Source organism: Blastococcus sp. SYSU DS0669 (assembly GCF_054050895.1).
The window spans coordinates 1-17380 of sequence record NZ_JBJHAE010000037.1; the positions used below are offsets into that span (position 1 = coordinate 1).

Here is a 17380-nt window from a genome sequence, read left to right on the forward strand (position 1 = left end):
CAGATATGGCCCGGCCGGGGGGGGGGGGGGGGGGGGGGGGGGGGGGGGGGGGGGGCGGTGACGTGCTGGAACGGCCCCCGTGCAGGGTCCCGCCGCGAGCGCAGCGAGTGGTGGGGGGCACGGGGGTCCTCCTAGGGTGCGGGGCGTGACCGACTGCCTGTTCTGCCGCATGGTGTCCGGTGAGATCCCCGCCGACGTCGTCCACCGGACCGAGCGGGTGCTCGCCTTCCGCGACATCAACCCGCAGGCCGCGACGCACGTCCTGGTCATCCCCACCGAGCACCACCCGACCGCGGGCGCTCTCGCCGAGGCCGACCCCGCGTTGATGGGCGAGGTCGTGGCCGCCGCGCACGCGGTGGCCCGGCAGGAGGGCCTGGTGACCGGCGACGGCGCCGAGCCCGGGTACCGGCTGGTGGCGAACACCGGGCCGGCGGCCGGGCAGACGGTCCACCACGTCCACCTCCACGTGCTGGGCGGCCGCGACCTCGGCTGGCCGCCGGGCTGAGCGGCACGGCCCCCGTCCCGGGATCCCGGACCGCCTGAGAAGGTGGGCCCATGACCGAGAGCACCGCGCCCCTCCGCATCGAGCGCGACGGCGACGTCGCCGTCGTCGTGCTGGAGAACCCGCCGCTGAACCTCTTCGACGCCGCGACGTTCGACGCGATGGAGGCGGTGGCCGGCGAGCTGGTCGAGCTCACCGACCCGGCACGGGCCGACCGGGCCCGCGCCGTGCTGGTCGAGGCGCGCGGCAAGGTCGTCTCCGGCGGGGTCGACGTCACCTACTTCCGGGACATCGCCGAGGGGCCCGACCCGGCCGGCCGGGGCGGGGAGCTGTGGGCGCGGTTGCTTCGCGTCGCGAACGCCTTCGAGGACCTGCCCGTACCCACCGTCTTCGCCGCGCACGGGCTCTGCCTCACCGCCGCCTTCGAGCTGGCCCTCTCCTGCGACATCCTGCTGGCCGCGGAGAAGGCCTCGTTCGGCCTCGTGGAGATCGTGGTCGGCCTCACGCCCTCGATGGGTGGGCCCCAGCGGCTGGCCGAGCGGGCCGGGCCGGCCCGGGCCAAGGAGCTCATCTACACCGGCGAGCGCTACCCGGCCGCCGTCCTGGAGCGGTGGAACGTGGTGAACCGGGTGCTCCCCGACGAGGGCTTCGCCGAGGCGGCCCGCGAGTACGCGCGCCGGGTCGCCGCCGGGCCCACGGTGGCGCACGCCGCCACCAAGCGGCTGGCGACCGTGGCGGTGCGCGAGGGGGCCCGCGCGGCCGACGCGCTGGTGCCGGAGATCTCCGGGCCGCTGTTCGCCACCGAGGACCTCCGCGGCGCCGTCGCCTCCTTCCTGACGGAGGGGCCGGGCAAGGCGACCTACACCGGTCGCTGACCCCTTCGGGCGAGCCAGGTTCCGGACGTCCGCGCGCAGGTAGAGTCGATCGGGTCACCGGTGCGGATCCCCGCACCTCACCGTCGCAGGAAGGCAGGGTCGAGGGTTCTTGCCCGACACCTCCCCGAACGTCCCCGTGCCAGGAGCGCCCACGTCGCGTGAGGCCTCGGCACAGGCCGCCGCGGCGGACGGCGCGCTCGCCGGTCCGCCCGCCCCGTCCGTCCCTCCCGTGCGGACCACCATCACCGTTCCCGACGGCGTCCCGATGGTCGCCCTCCTCGGCTCGGGCGACGAGCTGCTCCGGCTCGTGGAGGCCGGCCTCGACGCCGACGTCCACGTGCGCGGCAACGAGATCGCCGTCACCGGGCAGCCGGCCGACAACGCCTTCGCCGTCCGCGTCTTCGACGAGCTGATCGCGCTGATCGGCACCGGCCAGGTGCTGCGACCGGACTCGGTGCGCCGCGTCATCGGCATGCTCAAGGCCGGGGGCGACGAGCGTCCGGCCGACGTGCTGAGCCTGGACATCATCAGCCGGCGCGGCCGCACCATCCGGCCGAAGACGCTGAACCAGAAGCGCTACGTCGACGCCATCGACGAGCACACCGTCGTCTTCGGCATCGGCCCGGCCGGTACCGGCAAGACCTACCTGGCGATGGCCAAGGCGGTCCAGGCGCTGACGACCAAGCAGGTCAACCGGATCATCCTGACCCGCCCGGCCGTCGAGGCCGGCGAGCGGCTGGGCTACCTGCCCGGGACGCTGAGCGAGAAGATCGACCCCTACCTGCGGCCGCTCTACGACGCGCTGCACGACATGGTCGACCCGGAGTCGATCCCGCGGCTGATGCAGTCGGGCACCATCGAGGTCGCGCCGCTGGCGTACATGAGGGGAAGGACCCTGAACGACGCGTTCGTCATCCTCGACGAGGCGCAGAACACCACCGCCGAGCAGATGAAGATGTTCCTCACCCGGCTCGGCTTCGGATCCAAGATCGTCGTCACCGGTGACGTCACGCAGGTCGACCTGCCCGGCGGCGCCCAGAGCGGGCTGAAGATCGTCCGCGAGATCCTCGACGGCATCGAGGACGTCCACTTCGCCAACCTGACCAGCACCGACGTCGTCCGCCACCGGCTCGTCGGCGACATCGTCGACGCCTACGAGCGCTGGGACGCCACCCGGCAGGCACCCACGAGCCGATCGGCCGCCGGCGCGGCGCCGGCCCGCACGTCCCGACCGCGCCGGCAGGGGAGCTGACCGACGTGCCCGTCGAGGTGTCCAACGAGTCCGAGATCGCCGTGGACGAGGCCGAGCTGGCCGGCGTCTGCCGGTTCGTGCTGGGCGAGATGAAGATCAACCCGATGGCCGAGCTCTCCGTGCTGTGCGTCGACCCCGACTACATGAGCAGCCTGCACGAGCGGTGGATGGGCGAGAAGGGCCCCACCGACGTGCTGGCCTTCCCCATGGACGAGTTCGACAGCGGCCGGCCCGACGACCCCGAGCCCGGCCCCGCCCTGCTCGGCGACATCGTGCTGTGCCCCTCCGTCGCCGTCCGGCAGGCCCGCGCCGCCGGTCACTCGATGGACGACGAGCTGGTGCTGCTGGCCACCCACGGCGTGCTCCACCTGCTGGGCTACGACCACATGGAGCCCGAGGAGGAGAAGGAGATGTTCGGCCTCCAGGGCAAGCTCATCGACGCCTGGCGGGCCGCTCCGCGCGAGCCGGTGACCGGTGCGCCGGTGGCCAAGGAGACCGGTTCCCGATGACTGCCGGCGCGATCACCAACCTGGTGGTCGCCATCTGCCTCATCCCTCTCGCCGGTCTGTTCGGCGCGATGGAGGCGGCCCTCCAGCGGGTCTCGAAGGCGCGCGTGGAGGAGCTCCGCCGCGACGGCGTGAAGCGGGCCGCGGGCCTGGAGCAGGTCGTCGCCGACCGGGCGCGGCACGTCTCGCTGCTCCTGCTGCTGCGGATCCTCTGCGAGATGGTCGCCGCGGTCATCGTGGCGCTGCTCTTCTTCGACCTGTGGGACAGCACGCTGCAGGCGGTGCTGGCGGCGGCGGGCGTGATGACCGTGGTCAGCTACGTGCTGGTCGGCGTGGGCCCCCGCACCCTGGGCCGCCAGCACGCGTACGGCACGGCGCTGGCCACGGCGGGGATCGTCCGGTTGCTGGGCCGCGTGCTCGGGCCCGTCGCCAGCCTGCTGATCCTGGTCGGCAACGCGATCACCCCCGGGCGCGGCTTCCGCGACGGCCCCTTCTCCTCGGAGGTGGAGCTGCGCGAGCTGGTCGACATGGCCGAGGAGCGCGGCGTCGTGGAGTCCGGCGAGCGCAACATGATCCACTCGGTGTTCGAGCTGGGCGACACGATCGCCCGCGAGGTCATGGTCCCGCGCACCGACGTCGTCTGGATAGAGCGCACCAAGACCGTGCGCCAGGCCCTGGCCCTCGCGCTGCGCAGCGGCTTCAGCCGCATCCCGGTCATCGGCGAGAACGTGGACGACGTCGTCGGTGTCGTCTACCTCAAGGACCTGGTCCGCCGCTCGCAGAACACGCAGGACCGCAACGGGCCCAAGGTCGAGGAGCTGATGCGCCCGCCGACGTTCGTGCCGGAGTCCAAGCCCGTCGACGAGCTGCTGCGCGACATGCAGGCCGCCCGCATCCACATCGCGATCGTGGTCGACGAGTACGGCGGCTTCGCCGGCCTGGTGACCATCGAGGACATCCTCGAGGAGATCGTGGGCGAGATCGCCGACGAGCACGACGCCTTCCAGCGGCCGGAGATCGAGCACCTCGAGGACGGCTCGGCGCGGATCACCGCCCGGCTGCCGGTGCAGGACCTCGCCCACCTGTTCCCGGGCGTGGAGCTGCCCGAGGACGACGACGTCGAGACCGTCGGGGGCCTGCTCGCCCGGGAGCTCGGGCGGGTGCCGATCGAGGGGGCCGCGGCCGAGGTCGGCGGGCTGCGCCTGGTCGCCGAGAGCACCGGCGGGCGGCGCAACCGCATCGACACGCTGCTGGTCTGCCGGTTGCCCGAGCCGTCGGAGGACGGCGAGGAGCCCACCGAGGAGCCGCACCCTTCGGGGGCCACCCGCGCGGAGCAGCCGGCCGGCGTGGTGGAAGGCTGACACAGGACCCTCCCGCCCCACCCCTCCAGGCTCGCGGCGGGCCCCTGCAGGAGGGCCGACCCACCGGACGAGGATGACTCTGTGGCTGATCTGCACCCCGAGGACGCGAAGCTCGTGACGCTGGCCCGCTCGGCGCGCGCCCGCACCGGCGCCACCGAGGGCGCCGCGGTGCGCGACACGGACGGCCGCACCTACGTGGCCGCGAGCGTGGCGCTGCCCTCGCTGACCCTCACCGCGCTCCAGGCCGCCGTCGCCGCCGCCGTCTCCAGCGGGGTCGAGGGGCTGGAGGCCGCCGTCGTCGTCTCCGCGGCCGAGGCCGTGGAGCCCGCCGGCCTGGCCGCCGTCCGCGACCTCACCGCCGGTGCCCCGGTGCACCTGGCCGGGCCCGACGGCGCCCTGCGCGCCTCGGCCTAACCGGTCAGCGGCACGCCGAGGGAGTCGGCGAACGCGGCCGGGTCCCGCACCCAGAGACTCAGGGCCCGCTCGCCGTCGTCGTCGAGGTACCGGACGGCGACCCGGCTGCGGCCCGGCAGCCACCCGCCGCGCTTCTCCGGACGCGGCCAGTCCGCCGGGGCGCGGCCGACGTGCACCGCCTGCACCAGCGTCGAGGGGATGACGGCCGCCGGATCGGTGCGGCTCCCGGCCACGTCGAACGAGAGCCCGTGGTCGGTGACGGTGACCCGCCGGGCGTTCAGCACGTACACCGCGATCCCGGCGACGAGGGCCAGCGGTAGCTCGTCGCGCACGGCGTCCGACCCGGCGAGCCAGCCGAACAGCCCCAGCCACAGGACGACGACGAGCACGGCCGCGCCGGCCGCGTACGGACCCCCGGGCCGGTACTGCCAGTAGCGCAGCGGAGCGGGGACGACGGTCGCCGACCGCTTCGGGCCCCAGCCGGCGACGAAGCGGTGGCCACGCACCTGCTCGGCGTGCAGCCGCCGCGCGCGCTCGGCCGCAGCCCGGGGTGGCCGGGCCCTGTTCCGCTGTCGTCCTGCCACGGTGCCGATCTTCCCAGCCACGCTCGACGCCGAGGGCCGGGGACCGTGACCGCTGGCAGGATCGTTGCGGACGACGTCGTCGCTGCCACTTCCCCGGGGCCGGGCACCGGGGGATCGTGGAGGGGTGACCACGTTGCTCTTCCTGCTCCTCGTCGTCGTGGCGCTGCGGACCCTGGCGGGGCCCGCCCGCCGGCGCCGCGACGCGCGGCCCGCGTCCTGGCCGGAGGCCGGGCGGTGGCTGGTGGAGGACGTGCTGGCCGGTGCCCGGGAGCTCGGCCGCCTCGACGCCGGACGGCGCGAGCGGGCGGGCCGCCCCTGGTCCTGACCGCCCGGCGCGGCGCCCCGCACGCCGGGCGCGGCGTTGTCGGCTCCCGGTGGGAGACTGGCGGCCGTGACCGACCCTGACCAGCCGTACCGCAGTGGCTTCGTGGCCCTGGTCGGTCGCCCCAACGCCGGCAAGACCACGCTGACCAACGCGATGGTCGGCGAGAAGGTCGGCATCGTGAGCAACCGGCCGCAGACGACCCGGCACGCCATCCGCGGCGTCGTCCACCGGCCCGGCGGCCAGGTCGTGCTGGTCGACACCCCGGGGCTGCACAAGCCCAAGAGCCTGCTGGGCCGCCGGCTCAACGACGTCGTCCGCGACACGCTGGCCGACGTCGACGTGGTCGTCTTCTGCGTCCCGGCCGACCAGCCCGTCGGCACCGGCGACCGCTACATCGCCCGCCAGCTGCAGGAGGTCAAGGCGCCGGTGGTGGTCGTGGTCACCAAGACCGACGCCGCGGCGAAGAAGCACGTGGCCGAGCAGCTGATCGCGGCCAGCCAGCTGGTCGAGGCCGCCGAGGTGGTGCCGGTCAGCGCGGTGAAGGGCGACCAGGTGGAGCTCCTGGAGGACCTCCTGGTGGGCCTGCTGCCGGAGGGGCCGCCGCTGTACCCGCACGCGCAGACCACCGACGAGGACACCGAGCGGCAGCTCGCCGAGCTGGTGCGCGAGGCGGCGCTGGAGAAGGTGTTCCAGGAGGTGCCGCACTCGCTCGCGGTCACCATCGAGGAGCTGAACCGCCGTCCCGACCCCAAGCAGCCCGGGCGCGAGCTGGTCGAGGTGCACGCGCTGCTGCACTGCGAGCGGCCCAGCCAGAAGCCGATGCTGCTCGGCAGGGGCGGGTCGATCATCAAGGCGATCGGCACCGAGGCCCGCCAGGGCATGGAGGCGCTGCTGGGGGCGCGCGTGCACCTGGAGCTGCACGTCACCGTCCTGGGGGAGTGGCAGGACGACCCGAAGAAGCTCAACCGGCTCGGCTACTGATGGCACACACCCCCAAGGCGCTGTACCGGGACGAGGGCATCGTCCTGCGCACCCAGAAGCTCGGCGAGGCCGATCGCATCATCACCGTGCTCACCCGCCGGCACGGCAAGGTGCGCGCGGTGGCCAAGGGCGTGCGCCGCACCAAGAGCAAGTTCGGCGCGCGCCTGGAGCCGTTCACCCACGTCGACCTGCAGCTGTACACCGGGCGCAGCCTCGACATCGTGAGCCAGGCGGAGTCCATCCGGTCCTACGGTCAGGAGATCGTGGCCGACTACCCGGCCTACACCGCCGGCACCGCCGTCCTGGAGACCGCCGACCGGCTCACCGCGGAGGAGAAGGAGCCCTCGCTCCGGCTGTTCCTCCTCGTGATCGGGGCGCTGCGGGCGCTGGGGGAGCAGTCCCACCCGGCGCCGCTGGTGCTCGACGCCTTCCTGCTGCGGGCGATGTCGGTCGCCGGCTGGGAGCCGGCGCTGGCCGACTGCGCCCGCTGCGGCGAGGCCGGCCCGCACCGGCACTTCTCGGTGCCCGCCGGCGGCACCGTCTGCCCGTCCTGCCGCCCCACCGGGTCGGCCATGCCGAGCCCGGTCACCATCGAGCTGCTCGACGCGCTCCTGACCGGCGACTGGGGCCGCGCCGACGCCAGCCAGGGCATCAACCGGCGCGAGGGCAGCGGGCTGGTCGCCGCGCTGCTGCAGTGGCACCTGGAGCGCGGGCTGCGCTCGCTGCCGCTGGTGGACCGGACCGAGTCGGCACCCCGCCGGGAGATGAGCCTGCTGCATGGAGCGTGAGGTGAAGCCGCCGAACCCGCACCCGTCCGGCGTCCGCCCCCCGCAGCTGCCGGAGGACAAGGTGCCCCGGCACATCGCCCTGGTCATGGACGGCAACGGGCGGTGGGCCAAGCAGCGGGGCCTGCCCCGCACCGCCGGGCACGAGGCGGGGGAGTCCTCGCTGTTCGACTGCGTGGAGGGCGCGATAGAGCTGGGCGTCAAGGCGATCAGCGCGTACGCGTTCTCCACCGAGAACTGGCGGCGCAGCCCCGACGAGGTGCGCTTCCTCATGGGCTTCAACCGTGACGTGATCCGCCGGCGCCGCGACGAGATGCACGAGCTGGGGGTGCGCGTGCGCTGGGCCGGGCGGCGGCCACGGCTGTGGCGCAGCGTCATCAAGGAGCTCGAGATCGCCGAGGAGCTCACCCGGGACAACGACGTCCTCACCCTCACCATGTGCGTGAACTACGGCGGGCGCGCGGAGATCGCCGACGCCGCGGCCGCGATCGCCCGCGAGGTCGCCGCCGGGCGGCTGAGCCCGGACAAGGTCGACGAGTCCACGGTCGCCCGGTTCCTCGACGAGCCCGACATGGAGGACGTCGACCTCTTCGTGCGCAGCTCGGGTGAGAACCGGACCAGCAACTTCCTGCTGTGGCAGTCGGCGTACGCCGAGTTCGTCTTCCTCGACACGCTCTGGCCCGACTTCGACCGGCGGCACCTGTGGGCGGCGTGCGAGGAGTTCGCCTCCCGGCAGCGCCGGTTCGGTTCCGCCTGACCCCACGCGGACGTACGGTGTCTGCGCAGCCGGACGGACCCGGCCGAGGTCCCGAGCAGGAGGGTGGGTGCCATGACGCAGCCACCTCCCCGGGGGCACCCGGCCGGGCCCCCCGACCCGGCCGGACGGCACGGGCCGCGTCCGCACGGCTCGACCGCGTCCGGCGGCCCGGGGCGCCCGCCGGCCGGTCGTCCGAGGAAGCGGACGTTGCTGCCCTGGCTGATCGGCGCCGCGTTACTGCTGGTCGCCGGTCTGGGCACGCTGCTGGTCGTCCTGCTGGGCGGCGACGCCGAGCGGCGCAGCGCGGAGCTGACCGGTGCGGGGCAGGAGGCGTCGGCCCCGTCGTCCGTGGGCTCCCTCGGCGGTACCGGTCCGCTGCCCGGGGGAGCGCGGCTCTCCGCGCCCGTCGTCGCGGACGGCGGGCTCTACCCAGGGTCCGGGGACGTCGCCCTCGCCTGGGTGCAGGCGATGGCGGAGGGCGACTTCCAGACCGCCTACGACCTCTCCTGCGAGGACGTGCAGGAGGCCGCGGCCGGTGTGGCGGACGGCGGTGACCCGGCGCTGGTGCTGGGCGACTACTTCTACTCCGACACCCTCAGCGGGCACGGGTTCACCGGCGGCACCTTCGACGGGGTCGAGCACCAGCCCGAGTCGGCGACCGACCTGGCCTCGTTCACCCTTGACCTCGACGACGGCGAGCAGTTCCTGCTGTACGTCTACGTCGACGCCGACGGCACGGTCTGCGACTTCTACTGACCGGCGGGGCGCCGCCCCCGCGGGGCGGCGAGGGATCATGCTGTGCGGAGACCGGACGGGGGGAGCACGGGTGTTCGCGGTGACGCGGCTGCGGGTGAGCGCCGACGAGGCGGACGCCTGCGAAGAGGCGGTGACGGGCTTGCTGGCGGCGCTGGCCGCCCGCCCGGGGTTCCGGGGCGGTGAGCTCGGCCGGGCGGCCGACGACCCGACCCTGTGGGCGCTCGTGACCCGCTGGGACGGCGTCGGCGCCTACCGGCGGGGGCTCTCGGCGGCCGAGGTGAAGATCGCCGGCGCGCCGGTCTGGGTGCACGCCCTCGACGAGCCGGGCGCCTACCTGACCGAGTGACGGTGAGCGCCTACGGTCGGGTCGTGGTCAGCCGCACCCGCACCGCCCGGTACGCCCGCCGGCGCAAGCGCCGCATGGACGCCGTCGAGCACGACCTGAGCGACGCGCAGTGGGCCGCGCTGGAGCACGCCTGGGGTGGCTGCGCCTACTGCGGGGCCACCGGCCGGCCGCTGCAGCGCGACTGCGTGCTCCCGATCTCGCGGGGCGGGCGCTACACGTTCGGCAACGTCGTCCCGGCCTGCGGCTCCTGCAACGCCAGCAAGCGCGACGACGAGGTGACGGGGTGGCTGCGGCGCAAGCGGCTCGACGAGCGGGCCTTCCTCGTGCGCCAGGCCGAGATCCGGGCCTCGCTGGCGCTGCTGTTCTGCCCCGAGGCGTCCGAGCGGGCGGCCGCGGCCACCGACTGACCGGGGCACTCTCCCGGCCAACTACCGTGGGCGGGTCAACCGCCGACCGCCAGCCGGATGGAGCCCCCTCCCCGTGAGCACCGCCAAGCACGACGCCGCCCGCCTCGACAAGGTCGTCAACCTCTGCAAGCGACGGGGCTTCGTGTTCCCGTCCGGGGAGATCTACGGCGGTACGCGCTCCGCCTGGGACTACGGCCCGCTGGGCGTGGAGCTCAAGGAGAACATCAAGCGCCAGTGGTGGCGCACCGTCGTCCAGAGCCGGGACGACATCGTCGGCCTGGACTCCTCGGTGATCCTGCCCCGCCAGACCTGGGTCGCCTCGGGCCACGTCGGCGTCTTCACCGACCCGCTCACCGAGTGCCAGAGCTGCCACAAGCGGTTCCGCGCGGACCACCTCGAGGAGGAGTTCGAGTCGCGGAAGGGCCGGGCCCCGGAGAACGGCCTGGCCGACATCGCCTGCCCGAACTGCGGCACGAAGGGCGCCTGGACCGAGCCGCGCGACTTCAACATGATGCTCAAGACCTACCTCGGCCCGGTCGAGGACGAGTCGGGGCTGCACTACCTGCGCCCGGAGACCGCACAGGGCATCTTCGTCAACTTCGCCAACGTGATGGGTGCCGCGCGGAAGAAGCCCCCGTTCGGCATCGGCCAGATCGGCAAGTCGTTCCGCAACGAGATCACCCCCGGCAACTTCATCTTCCGCACCCGCGAGTTCGAGCAGATGGAGATGGAGTTCTTCGTCGAGCCCGGCACCGACGAGGAGTGGCACCAGTACTGGATCGACGAGCGCACCCGCTGGTACACCGACCTGGGCATCGCCCCGGAGAACCTGCGGCACTACGAGCACGCCAAGGAGAAGCTCTCCCACTACTCGAAGCGCACCGTCGACATCGAGTACCGGTTCGGGTTCCAGGGCTCGGAGTGGGGCGAGCTCGAGGGCATCGCCAACCGCACCGACTTCGACCTCTCGACGCACACCCAGCACTCGGGCACCGACCTGTCCTACTTCGACCAGGCGAGCAACACCCGCTGGACGCCGTACGTGATCGAGCCGGCGGCCGGGCTGACCCGCTCGCTGATGGCCTTCCTCATCGAGGCCTACACCGAGGACGAGGCGCCCAACGCCAAGGGGGGCGTCGACACCCGCACGGTGCTCAGGCTCGACCCGCGGCTGGCCCCGGTGAAGGCCGCCGTCCTGCCGCTGTCGCGCAACGCCGACCTCTCGCCGAAGGCCCGTGACCTCGCGGCCGCGCTGCGCCGGAACTGGAACGTCGACTTCGACGACGCCGGTGCCATCGGCCGCCGGTACCGGCGCCAGGACGAGGTCGGGACGCCGTTCTGCCTCACCGTCGACTTCGACACCCTCGAGGACCAGGCGGTGACCATCCGCGAGCGCGACTCGATGAGCCAGGAGCGCGTGGCGCTGGACCAGGTCGAGTCCTACCTGGCGGCGCGGCTTCCGGGCTGCTGACGGCCTGACCCGGCCCGTCCCGTCCCGTCCGGCTCGAGCCAGGCGGGACGGGGTGGGGCCACATGCGCCCGCGGCCCCACCCTGCCGCACACGGGTCAAGCCGGTGAGGAGTCGGCGCCGACCAGGTCGTCGACCCGGGCCAGCCAGCCGTCGTCGAGCGGTGCCTCGGTCCGCGCCCGACCCGCGGCCCGGGGAACAGTCACGAACTCCGGCACCGCCGGGGTCGGGCGGTCGAGCTGACGCCGGACCTGCTGCTCGAGCGCCCGCCGTCCGCTGGAGAGGTCGGCGGCGGCGACGCGCACGAACCCGACACCGAGGGACCGCAGCAGGTCCTCGTCCCGCTTCTCCCGCCACAGCTCCTCGGCGGGGCTCCGCCCGAACGCCGGCTGTTCATACTTGACCCGGCCGTCGAACTCGACCGCGAGTGCAGCCTCGGGGTACCAGCCGTCGACGACCTTCACCAGCCGTCCGCCGACCCAGAGCTCGACCTGCGGGACGAACGGCGGCAGGCCGAGCGCGGCGAACGTCAGTCGGCCGAACGTCTCCAGCCACGACTCGGCGCGGCCGTCGGCCAACCGGACCGCGCGGACCGCGCGAGGGATGCCAGGGACGCAGGACTGCCGCTCCAGGACGCGCTGAAGCTCCGCCCGGGTGGTCAGGCCGCGCAGCAAGGCCGCATCCGTGGCGGCGACGGCGTGCACCTCGGACCAGGCGCGGGCGACGTCGGCCAGCGTCCGGGCCACCGTCGTCACCGGGTAGGCGCCGCGCACGGCGACCTCGTCCTCCGGGAGTGCTGCCCGTGTCATCAGCCAGCTCTGACCGCGCCGCCACCGGTGCGGGTCGGTCAGCTCCACCACCGAGGTGGCCGACCGGGGTCGGGGCAGGCCCCACACCCACGCGGCCGTCGCACCGCTGAGGACGGCGGACGGACGTGCCAGGCGGGTGACCACGGCGAGCGCGTCGAGGCCGGGGCGTCGCCCGGTGCGCTCCACCTCCGCGAGATCGGCCGCGGAGATCAGGATGCCGGGCCGCAACCGGATCCAGGTGCCGCTGCGGACGGCACCGGCGATCTCGGCGCGGGTGACCCCGGCCGCGGTGAGCTCGGAGGGGGGCAGGATCCCGAGCCGGCGTCGGCCGTTTTCGGTGGCGGAGAGGGGAGCGGCGGCGGTCCGGAGCACGCCCCCGATGGTGGGCCCGCAGACCGGGCGTGTGGGCGGCGCGAGGAAGTCTGTGCAAAGCCGGCGCGGTGTGGAGACGCGGTCCTGCCCTCGGCGGATGCGGCTCCACCCGGGTGAGGTGAGGTCGAGCCGCGGGGGATCGCGGCTCAACCCCGCCTCGCGCGGGTCAACCCGGGGACGCTGCGGCGCCGCCCACGAGGAGGGAGATCACCCGCCCGGGCAGCGGGGGGAACGCAGGTCGCCACCTACTCTGGGTGGCATGACCGCCACGCTGGAGCCGACGACGACGGTCCTGCCGCCGCTGCGGCTTGGGGCGCTCTCCGTCGACCCCGCCGTCGTGCTCGCACCCATGGCCGGCATCACCAACCCGGCGTTCCGGACGCTGTGCCGCGAGTTCGGTGCCGGCCTCTACGTCTGCGAGATGATCACCACGCGGGCGCTCGTCGAGCGCAACGAGAAGACGCTCCGGATGATCCGCGCGACCGCCGACGAGAAGGACGCCTTCTCCGTCCAGCTCTACGGCGTGGACCCGGCCACCGTCGGGCGCGCCGTCGCGATGCTCGTCGACGAGGGCGTCGCCGGCACCCGGCCGGCGCACATCGACCTCAACTTCGGCTGCCCGGTGCCCAAGGTGACCCGCAAGGGCGGCGGCTCGGCCCTGCCCTGGCGCCGCGTCCTGCTGCAGAACATCCTGCGCGCGGCCGTGCGCGCCGCGAAGGACGTCCCGGTCACGGTCAAGACCCGCATCGGCATCGACGCCGACCACGTCACCTACCTCGACGCCGGTCGCATCGCCCAGGACGAGGGCGCCGCGGCGATCACCCTGCACGGCCGCACCGCCGACCAGCTCTACAGCGGCACCGCCGACTGGGCACCCATCGCCCGGCTCGTGGAGGCCGTCGACATCCCGGTGCTGGGGAACGGCGACATCTGGGAGGCCGACGACGCCCTGCGCATGGTCGCCGCGACCGGCTGCGCCGGCGTCGTCATCGGCCGCGGGTGCCTGGGCCGGCCGTGGCTGTTCGGCGATCTCGCCGCGGCCTTCGCGGGGGAGCCCCGGCGGGCGCTGCCGACCTTCCGCGAGGTGGCGACGATCATGCACCGGCATGCGGAACTGCTCTCGGCCGAGCAGGGCGAGCTGCACGGCTGCACCGACTTCCGCAAGCACGTGGCCTGGTACCTCAAGGGCTTCTCGGTCGGGTCGGACACCCGGCGGGCGCTGGCGATGGTGAGCGGCCTCGACGAGCTGGCCGGGCTGCTCGCCGGCATCCCCGACCAGCCCTACCCGACCGCCGTCCTCGGTGCGCCGCGCGGCCGCACCAGCACCCCGCGCCCCGTCGCCCTGCCCGCGGGCTGGCTCGACGACCGCGACGACCCGCGTCCCCCCGTGGGCGCCGAACTGGAGACGAGCGGCGGATGACGCAGGGCCCCTTCCTCTACGACGACGACCCGGCGCCGCTGCACACGGGCACGCCCCGCCGGCGGCAGGGCTGGCTGATCGCCGGCATCCTCGGCGTCGTCCTCCTGGCCGGCGGCATGGTCGCCGGCCTGTACGTGGTCCGCGGGTCCCCGGCCGACCAGTCGGCCGAGGTCACCCAGGTCTTCTACGCGGCGCTGGCCGCCGGGGACACCGAGACGGCGTACGCGCTGCTGTGCGAAGAGGAACAGGCACGGCTGGACGCGACGGGCATGGAGACCGAGTACCTCCGGCCCGGCTCGGCCGAGGTCGCCGGGGTCCGGGACGACCCGGTCGAGGGCGCACGGGTCCAGCAGGTGACCGTCCGCTGGGCCGACGGCGGATCGGCGCAGCTCGCGGTGGTCAACGAGGACGGCCCGCGCATCTGCGGGATCGGCTGAGCCGCGGAACCGCATCCCGCGACACCCCGACGGGGGCTCGCGCCGCCCGCTCCGGTACGCCACGATCGACGGACGCCGCGGGGGTAGACGTTTAGGACGTCCGCCCCGCACGGCATTGTTCCCATGTGGATCAGCGGGCGGACGCGGAGGTGCGCGGGGTGGCAGACGTGAAGTGGGTCTACGACTTCAGCGAGGGCAGCAAGGACCAGAAGGACCTGCTCGGCGGCAAGGGCGCCAACCTCGCCGAGATGACCAACCTGGGCCTGCCGGTGCCGCCGGGCTTCACCATCACCACCGACGCCTGCCGCTACTACCTCGAGCACGGCGGCACCCCGCCCGAGCTCGACGCCCAGGTCAGCGAGCACCTGACGGCGCTGGAGAAGGCGATGGGCAAGACCCTCGGCGACCCGGCCGACCCGCTGCTGGTGTCGGTCCGCTCGGGGGCGGCGGCGAGCATGCCCGGGATGATGGAGACCGTCCTCAACGTCGGCCTCAACGACGACTCCGTCCAGGGTCTCGCGGCGCAGTCGGGCAGCGAGCGCTTCGCGTGGGACTCCTACCGCCGGCTGATCCAGATGTTCGGCAAGACCGTGCTCGACATCGACGGCGAGCTCTTCGACGACGCCCTCGACGCGGTGAAGGCCGAGCAGGGCACCGACCTGGACCTCGACCTCGACGCCGGGCACCTGCGCGACGTCGTCGACCGCTTCAAGGCGATCGTCCGCGAGCACACCGGCCGCGACTTCCCGCAGGACCCGCGCGAGCAGATGGACATGGCGATCAACGCCGTCTTCGACTCGTGGAACTCCGACCGCGCGATCGTCTACCGCCGTCGGGAGCGCATCCCGGGCGACGCCGGCACCGCCGTCAACGTCTGCTCGATGGTCTTCGGCAACCTCGGCATGGACTCCGGCACCGGGGTCGCCTTCACCCGCGACCCGGGCAGCGGTGCGCAGGGCGTGTACGGCGACTACCTGCAGAACGCGCAGGGTGAGGACGTCGTCGCCGGCATCCGGAACACCGTGCCCCTGGCCGACCTGGCCGAGATCGACCGGGCGGCCTACGACGAGCTGATGGCGACGATGGCGCGGCTGGAGTCGCACTACGGCGACCTGTGCGACATCGAGTTCACGATCGAGCGCAACAAGCTCTGGATGCTGCAGACCCGCGTCGGCAAGCGCACCGCGGGCGCGGCGTTCCGCATCGCCACCCAGCTGGTCGACGAAGGCCTCATCGACATGGACGAGGCGGTCCGGCGGGTCACCGGCGACCAGCTGGCCCAGCTGATGTTCCCGCGGTTCGTCTCCGGCGGCGACGCCCAGCAGCTGACGCAGGGCATGAACGCCTCGCCGGGCGCGGCCGTCGGCCGGGCGGTCTTCTCCTCGGAGACGGCGGTGCAGTGGGCGGGGCGCGGCGAGAAGGTCGTGCTCGTCCGCCGCGAGACCAACCCCGACGACCTGTCCGGGATGATCGCCGCCGAGGGCGTGCTGACCAGCCGCGGTGGCAAGACCTCGCACGCCGCCGTCGTCGCCCGGGGCATGGGCAAGACCTGCGTGTGCGGCGCCGAGGAACTGCAGGTCGACACCAAGGCGAAGAGGTTCACCGCCCCCGACGGCACGGTCGTGGAGGAGGGCGACGTCGTCTCCATCGACGGCTCCACCGGCAAGGTGTGGCTGGGTGAGGTGCCGGTGGAGCCCTCGGCGGTGGTGCGCTACTTCGAGGGCGAGATCGACCCCGGGTCCGAGGACGCCGACGACCTGGTGAGGAGCGTGCACCGGATCCTGAGCCACGCCGACGCGGTGCGGCGGCTGGACGTGCGCACCAACGCCGACACCCCGGAGGACTCCGCCCGCGCCCGCCGGTTCGGCGCCCGGGGCATCGGGCTCTGCCGCACCGAGCACATGTTTCTGGGGGACCGGCGGCAGCTGGTGGAGAAGCTGATCCTGGCCGACGGCGAGGAGGAGCGGCAGGCGGCGCTGGACGCGCTGGAGCCGCTGCAGAAGCAGGACTTCCTGGAGATCTTCGAGGCGATGGACGGGCTGCCGGTCACCGTCCGGTTGCTGGACCCGCCGCTCCACGAGTTCCTGCCCGACCTCACCGAGCTCTCCGTGCGGGTGGCCCTGGCCGAGGAGCGCGGGGAGCCCGACGAGGGCAACCTGCGCCTGCTCGCCGCCGTCCGCGGCATGCACGAGTCCAACCCGATGCTCGGGCTGCGCGGCGTGCGGCTGGGGCTCGTCGTCCCCGGCCTGTTCGCGATGCAGGTGCGGGCGATCGCCGAGGCGGCCTGCGAGCGCAAGCAGGCCGGTGGCGACCCGCGGCCGGAGATCATGATCCCGCTGGTCGGCGCGGTGCAGGAGCTGGAGGCGATCCGCGAGGAGGCCCAGCGGGTGCTCGCCGAGGTGTGCGAGGCGTGCGGCATCGAGCTCACGCCGCTGATCGGCACGATGATCGAGGTGCCCCGGGCGGCGCTCACGGCGGGCGAGATCGCCGGATCGGCCGAGTTCTTCTCCTTCGGCACCAACGACCTCACGCAGATGACGTGGGGCTTCTCCCGCGACGACGTCGAGGCGGCGTTCTTCCACCAGTACCTGGACAAGGGCATCTTCGGCATCTCGCCGTTCGAGTCGCTGGACCGCGAGGGCGTCGGCCGGCTCGTGCGGATCGGCGCGGAGGGCGGCCGGGCGGCCCGGCCCGACCTCAAGCTGGGCATCTGCGGCGAGCACGGCGGCGACCCGGATTCGGTGCACTTCTTCCACGAGGTCGGCCTGGACTACGTCTCCTGCTCGCCGTTCCGGGTGCCCGTCGCCCGGCTGGAGGCCGGCCGCGCCGCGCTGGGCGGGGAGCGCGCGGGGTCCTGAACGAGGACCCGGGTGCTCCCCACGCCTCGCAGGCTCGGCGCGGGGGGGGGGGGGGGGGGGGGGGGGGGGGGGGGGGGGGGGGGGGGGGGGGGGGGGGCGGGGGGGCGGGCCCGCGCCGGGGGGGGGGGGGGGCGGCGCGGGGGGGGGTGTCGGTGGGGGCCGCGG

Annotated in this window: 19 protein-coding genes; 17 read left to right on the top strand and 2 right to left on the bottom strand. The window is 74.0% G+C overall.

The genetic code is table 11. The features are described 5' to 3' along the window. The first annotated feature begins 145 nt into the window (after positions 1-145). The 6 genes from ACI792_RS20320 (at position 146) to ACI792_RS20345 (ending at position 4910) form a co-directional block, all read left to right on the top strand. Positions 146-505 (top strand): histidine triad nucleotide-binding protein, encoded by a 360-nt coding sequence (locus ACI792_RS20320; protein WP_456604186.1) that lies wholly within the window; start codon positions 146-148, stop codon positions 503-505. A gap of 50 nt (positions 506-555) precedes the next feature. Continuing rightward, positions 556-1377 (top strand): enoyl-CoA hydratase/isomerase family protein, encoded by an 822-nt coding sequence (locus tag ACI792_RS20325; protein WP_456582881.1) that lies wholly within the window; start codon positions 556-558, stop codon positions 1375-1377. Positions 1378-1606: 229 nt separating this feature from the next. Next, entirely contained in the window at positions 1607-2629 is a 1023-nt protein-coding gene (locus ACI792_RS20330; protein ID WP_456582882.1) for a PhoH family protein, read from the top strand. 5 nt (positions 2630-2634) lie between these two features. Then, the gene (gene ybeY, locus ACI792_RS20335) at positions 2635-3138 is read left to right on the top strand and encodes an rRNA maturation RNase YbeY (protein ID WP_456582883.1); all 504 of its coding nucleotides are present in this window, start codon (positions 2635-2637) and stop codon (positions 3136-3138) included. After that, entirely contained in the window at positions 3135-4496 is a 1362-nt protein-coding gene (locus tag ACI792_RS20340) for a hemolysin family protein (RefSeq protein ID WP_456604187.1), read from the top strand. The genes ybeY and ACI792_RS20340 overlap by 4 nt, the downstream gene beginning before the upstream one ends. Positions 4497-4577: 81 nt before the next feature. Continuing rightward, the gene (locus ACI792_RS20345; protein WP_236826234.1) at positions 4578-4910 is read left to right on the top strand and encodes a cytidine deaminase; all 333 of its coding nucleotides are present in this window, start codon (positions 4578-4580) and stop codon (positions 4908-4910) included. Here the strand turns inward: ACI792_RS20345 and ACI792_RS20350 are convergent. Next, complete coding sequence (locus tag ACI792_RS20350) at positions 4907-5494, bottom strand: hypothetical protein (RefSeq protein ID WP_456604188.1); 588 nt, start codon at positions 5492-5494, stop codon at positions 4907-4909. The two genes, ACI792_RS20345 and ACI792_RS20350, sit on opposite strands and share 4 nt — an antisense overlap. Positions 5495-5618: 124 nt before the next feature. Here ACI792_RS20350 and ACI792_RS20355 point away from each other — a divergent pair, with 124 nt between their 5' ends. The 8 genes from ACI792_RS20355 to ACI792_RS20390 all read left to right on the top strand — a co-directional run bounded on the left by ACI792_RS20355 (position 5619) and on the right by ACI792_RS20390 (position 11322). Then, positions 5619-5819 (top strand): hypothetical protein, encoded by a 201-nt coding sequence (locus ACI792_RS20355; protein WP_456604189.1) that lies wholly within the window; start codon positions 5619-5621, stop codon positions 5817-5819. Positions 5820-5885: 66 nt separating this feature from the next. Next, positions 5886-6800: a GTPase Era gene (gene era / locus ACI792_RS20360; RefSeq protein ID WP_456604190.1), complete on the top strand. Its 915-nt coding sequence runs from the start codon at positions 5886-5888 to the stop codon at positions 6798-6800. Next, positions 6800-7588 (top strand): DNA repair protein RecO, encoded by a 789-nt coding sequence (gene recO / locus ACI792_RS20365; protein WP_456604191.1) that lies wholly within the window; start codon positions 6800-6802, stop codon positions 7586-7588. Before era ends, recO begins: the two co-directional genes overlap by 1 nt. Before the next feature lies 1 nt (position 7589). After that, positions 7590-8342: an isoprenyl transferase gene (locus tag ACI792_RS20370; RefSeq protein WP_456604192.1), complete on the top strand. Its 753-nt coding sequence runs from the start codon at positions 7590-7592 to the stop codon at positions 8340-8342. A gap of 207 nt (positions 8343-8549) precedes the next feature. Continuing rightward, positions 8550-9098: a hypothetical protein gene (locus ACI792_RS20375; protein ID WP_456604193.1), complete on the top strand. Its 549-nt coding sequence runs from the start codon at positions 8550-8552 to the stop codon at positions 9096-9098. Positions 9099-9168: 70 nt separating this feature from the next. After that, positions 9169-9444: an antibiotic biosynthesis monooxygenase family protein gene (locus ACI792_RS20380; protein ID WP_456582891.1), complete on the top strand. Its 276-nt coding sequence runs from the start codon at positions 9169-9171 to the stop codon at positions 9442-9444. A gap of 2 nt (positions 9445-9446) precedes the next feature. Beyond that, a complete protein-coding gene (locus ACI792_RS20385; protein WP_456604194.1) occupies positions 9447-9851 on the top strand; it encodes an HNH endonuclease in 405 nt (134 codons plus the stop codon). A 73-nt stretch (positions 9852-9924) separates the two neighbouring features. Further along, the gene (locus tag ACI792_RS20390; protein WP_456604195.1) at positions 9925-11322 is read left to right on the top strand and encodes a glycine--tRNA ligase; all 1398 of its coding nucleotides are present in this window, start codon (positions 9925-9927) and stop codon (positions 11320-11322) included. Positions 11323-11417: 95 nt separating this feature from the next. Here the strand turns inward: ACI792_RS20390 and ACI792_RS20395 are convergent, their stop codons facing one another. Further along, positions 11418-12500, bottom strand: a complete 1083-nt coding sequence (locus tag ACI792_RS20395) for a type IV toxin-antitoxin system AbiEi family antitoxin domain-containing protein (RefSeq protein WP_456604196.1) — start codon at positions 12498-12500, stop codon at positions 11418-11420. A 259-nt stretch (positions 12501-12759) separates the two neighbouring features. On the opposite strand from ACI792_RS20395, the gene dusB reads away from it, so the two are divergent. From dusB to ppdK, 3 genes are all read left to right on the top strand, one after another. Further along, positions 12760-13920 (top strand): tRNA dihydrouridine synthase DusB, encoded by a 1161-nt coding sequence (dusB, locus tag ACI792_RS20400; RefSeq protein ID WP_456604197.1) that lies wholly within the window; start codon positions 12760-12762, stop codon positions 13918-13920. Continuing rightward, a complete protein-coding gene (locus tag ACI792_RS20405; protein ID WP_456604198.1) occupies positions 13917-14357 on the top strand; it encodes an Rv0361 family membrane protein in 441 nt (146 codons plus the stop codon). Before dusB ends, ACI792_RS20405 begins: the two co-directional genes overlap by 4 nt. A gap of 158 nt (positions 14358-14515) precedes the next feature. After that, positions 14516-17215, top strand: coding sequence for a pyruvate, phosphate dikinase (gene ppdK, locus ACI792_RS20410; RefSeq protein WP_456604199.1), 2700 nt, complete (start codon positions 14516-14518; stop codon positions 17213-17215). Positions 17216-17380: the final 165 nt, after the last annotated feature.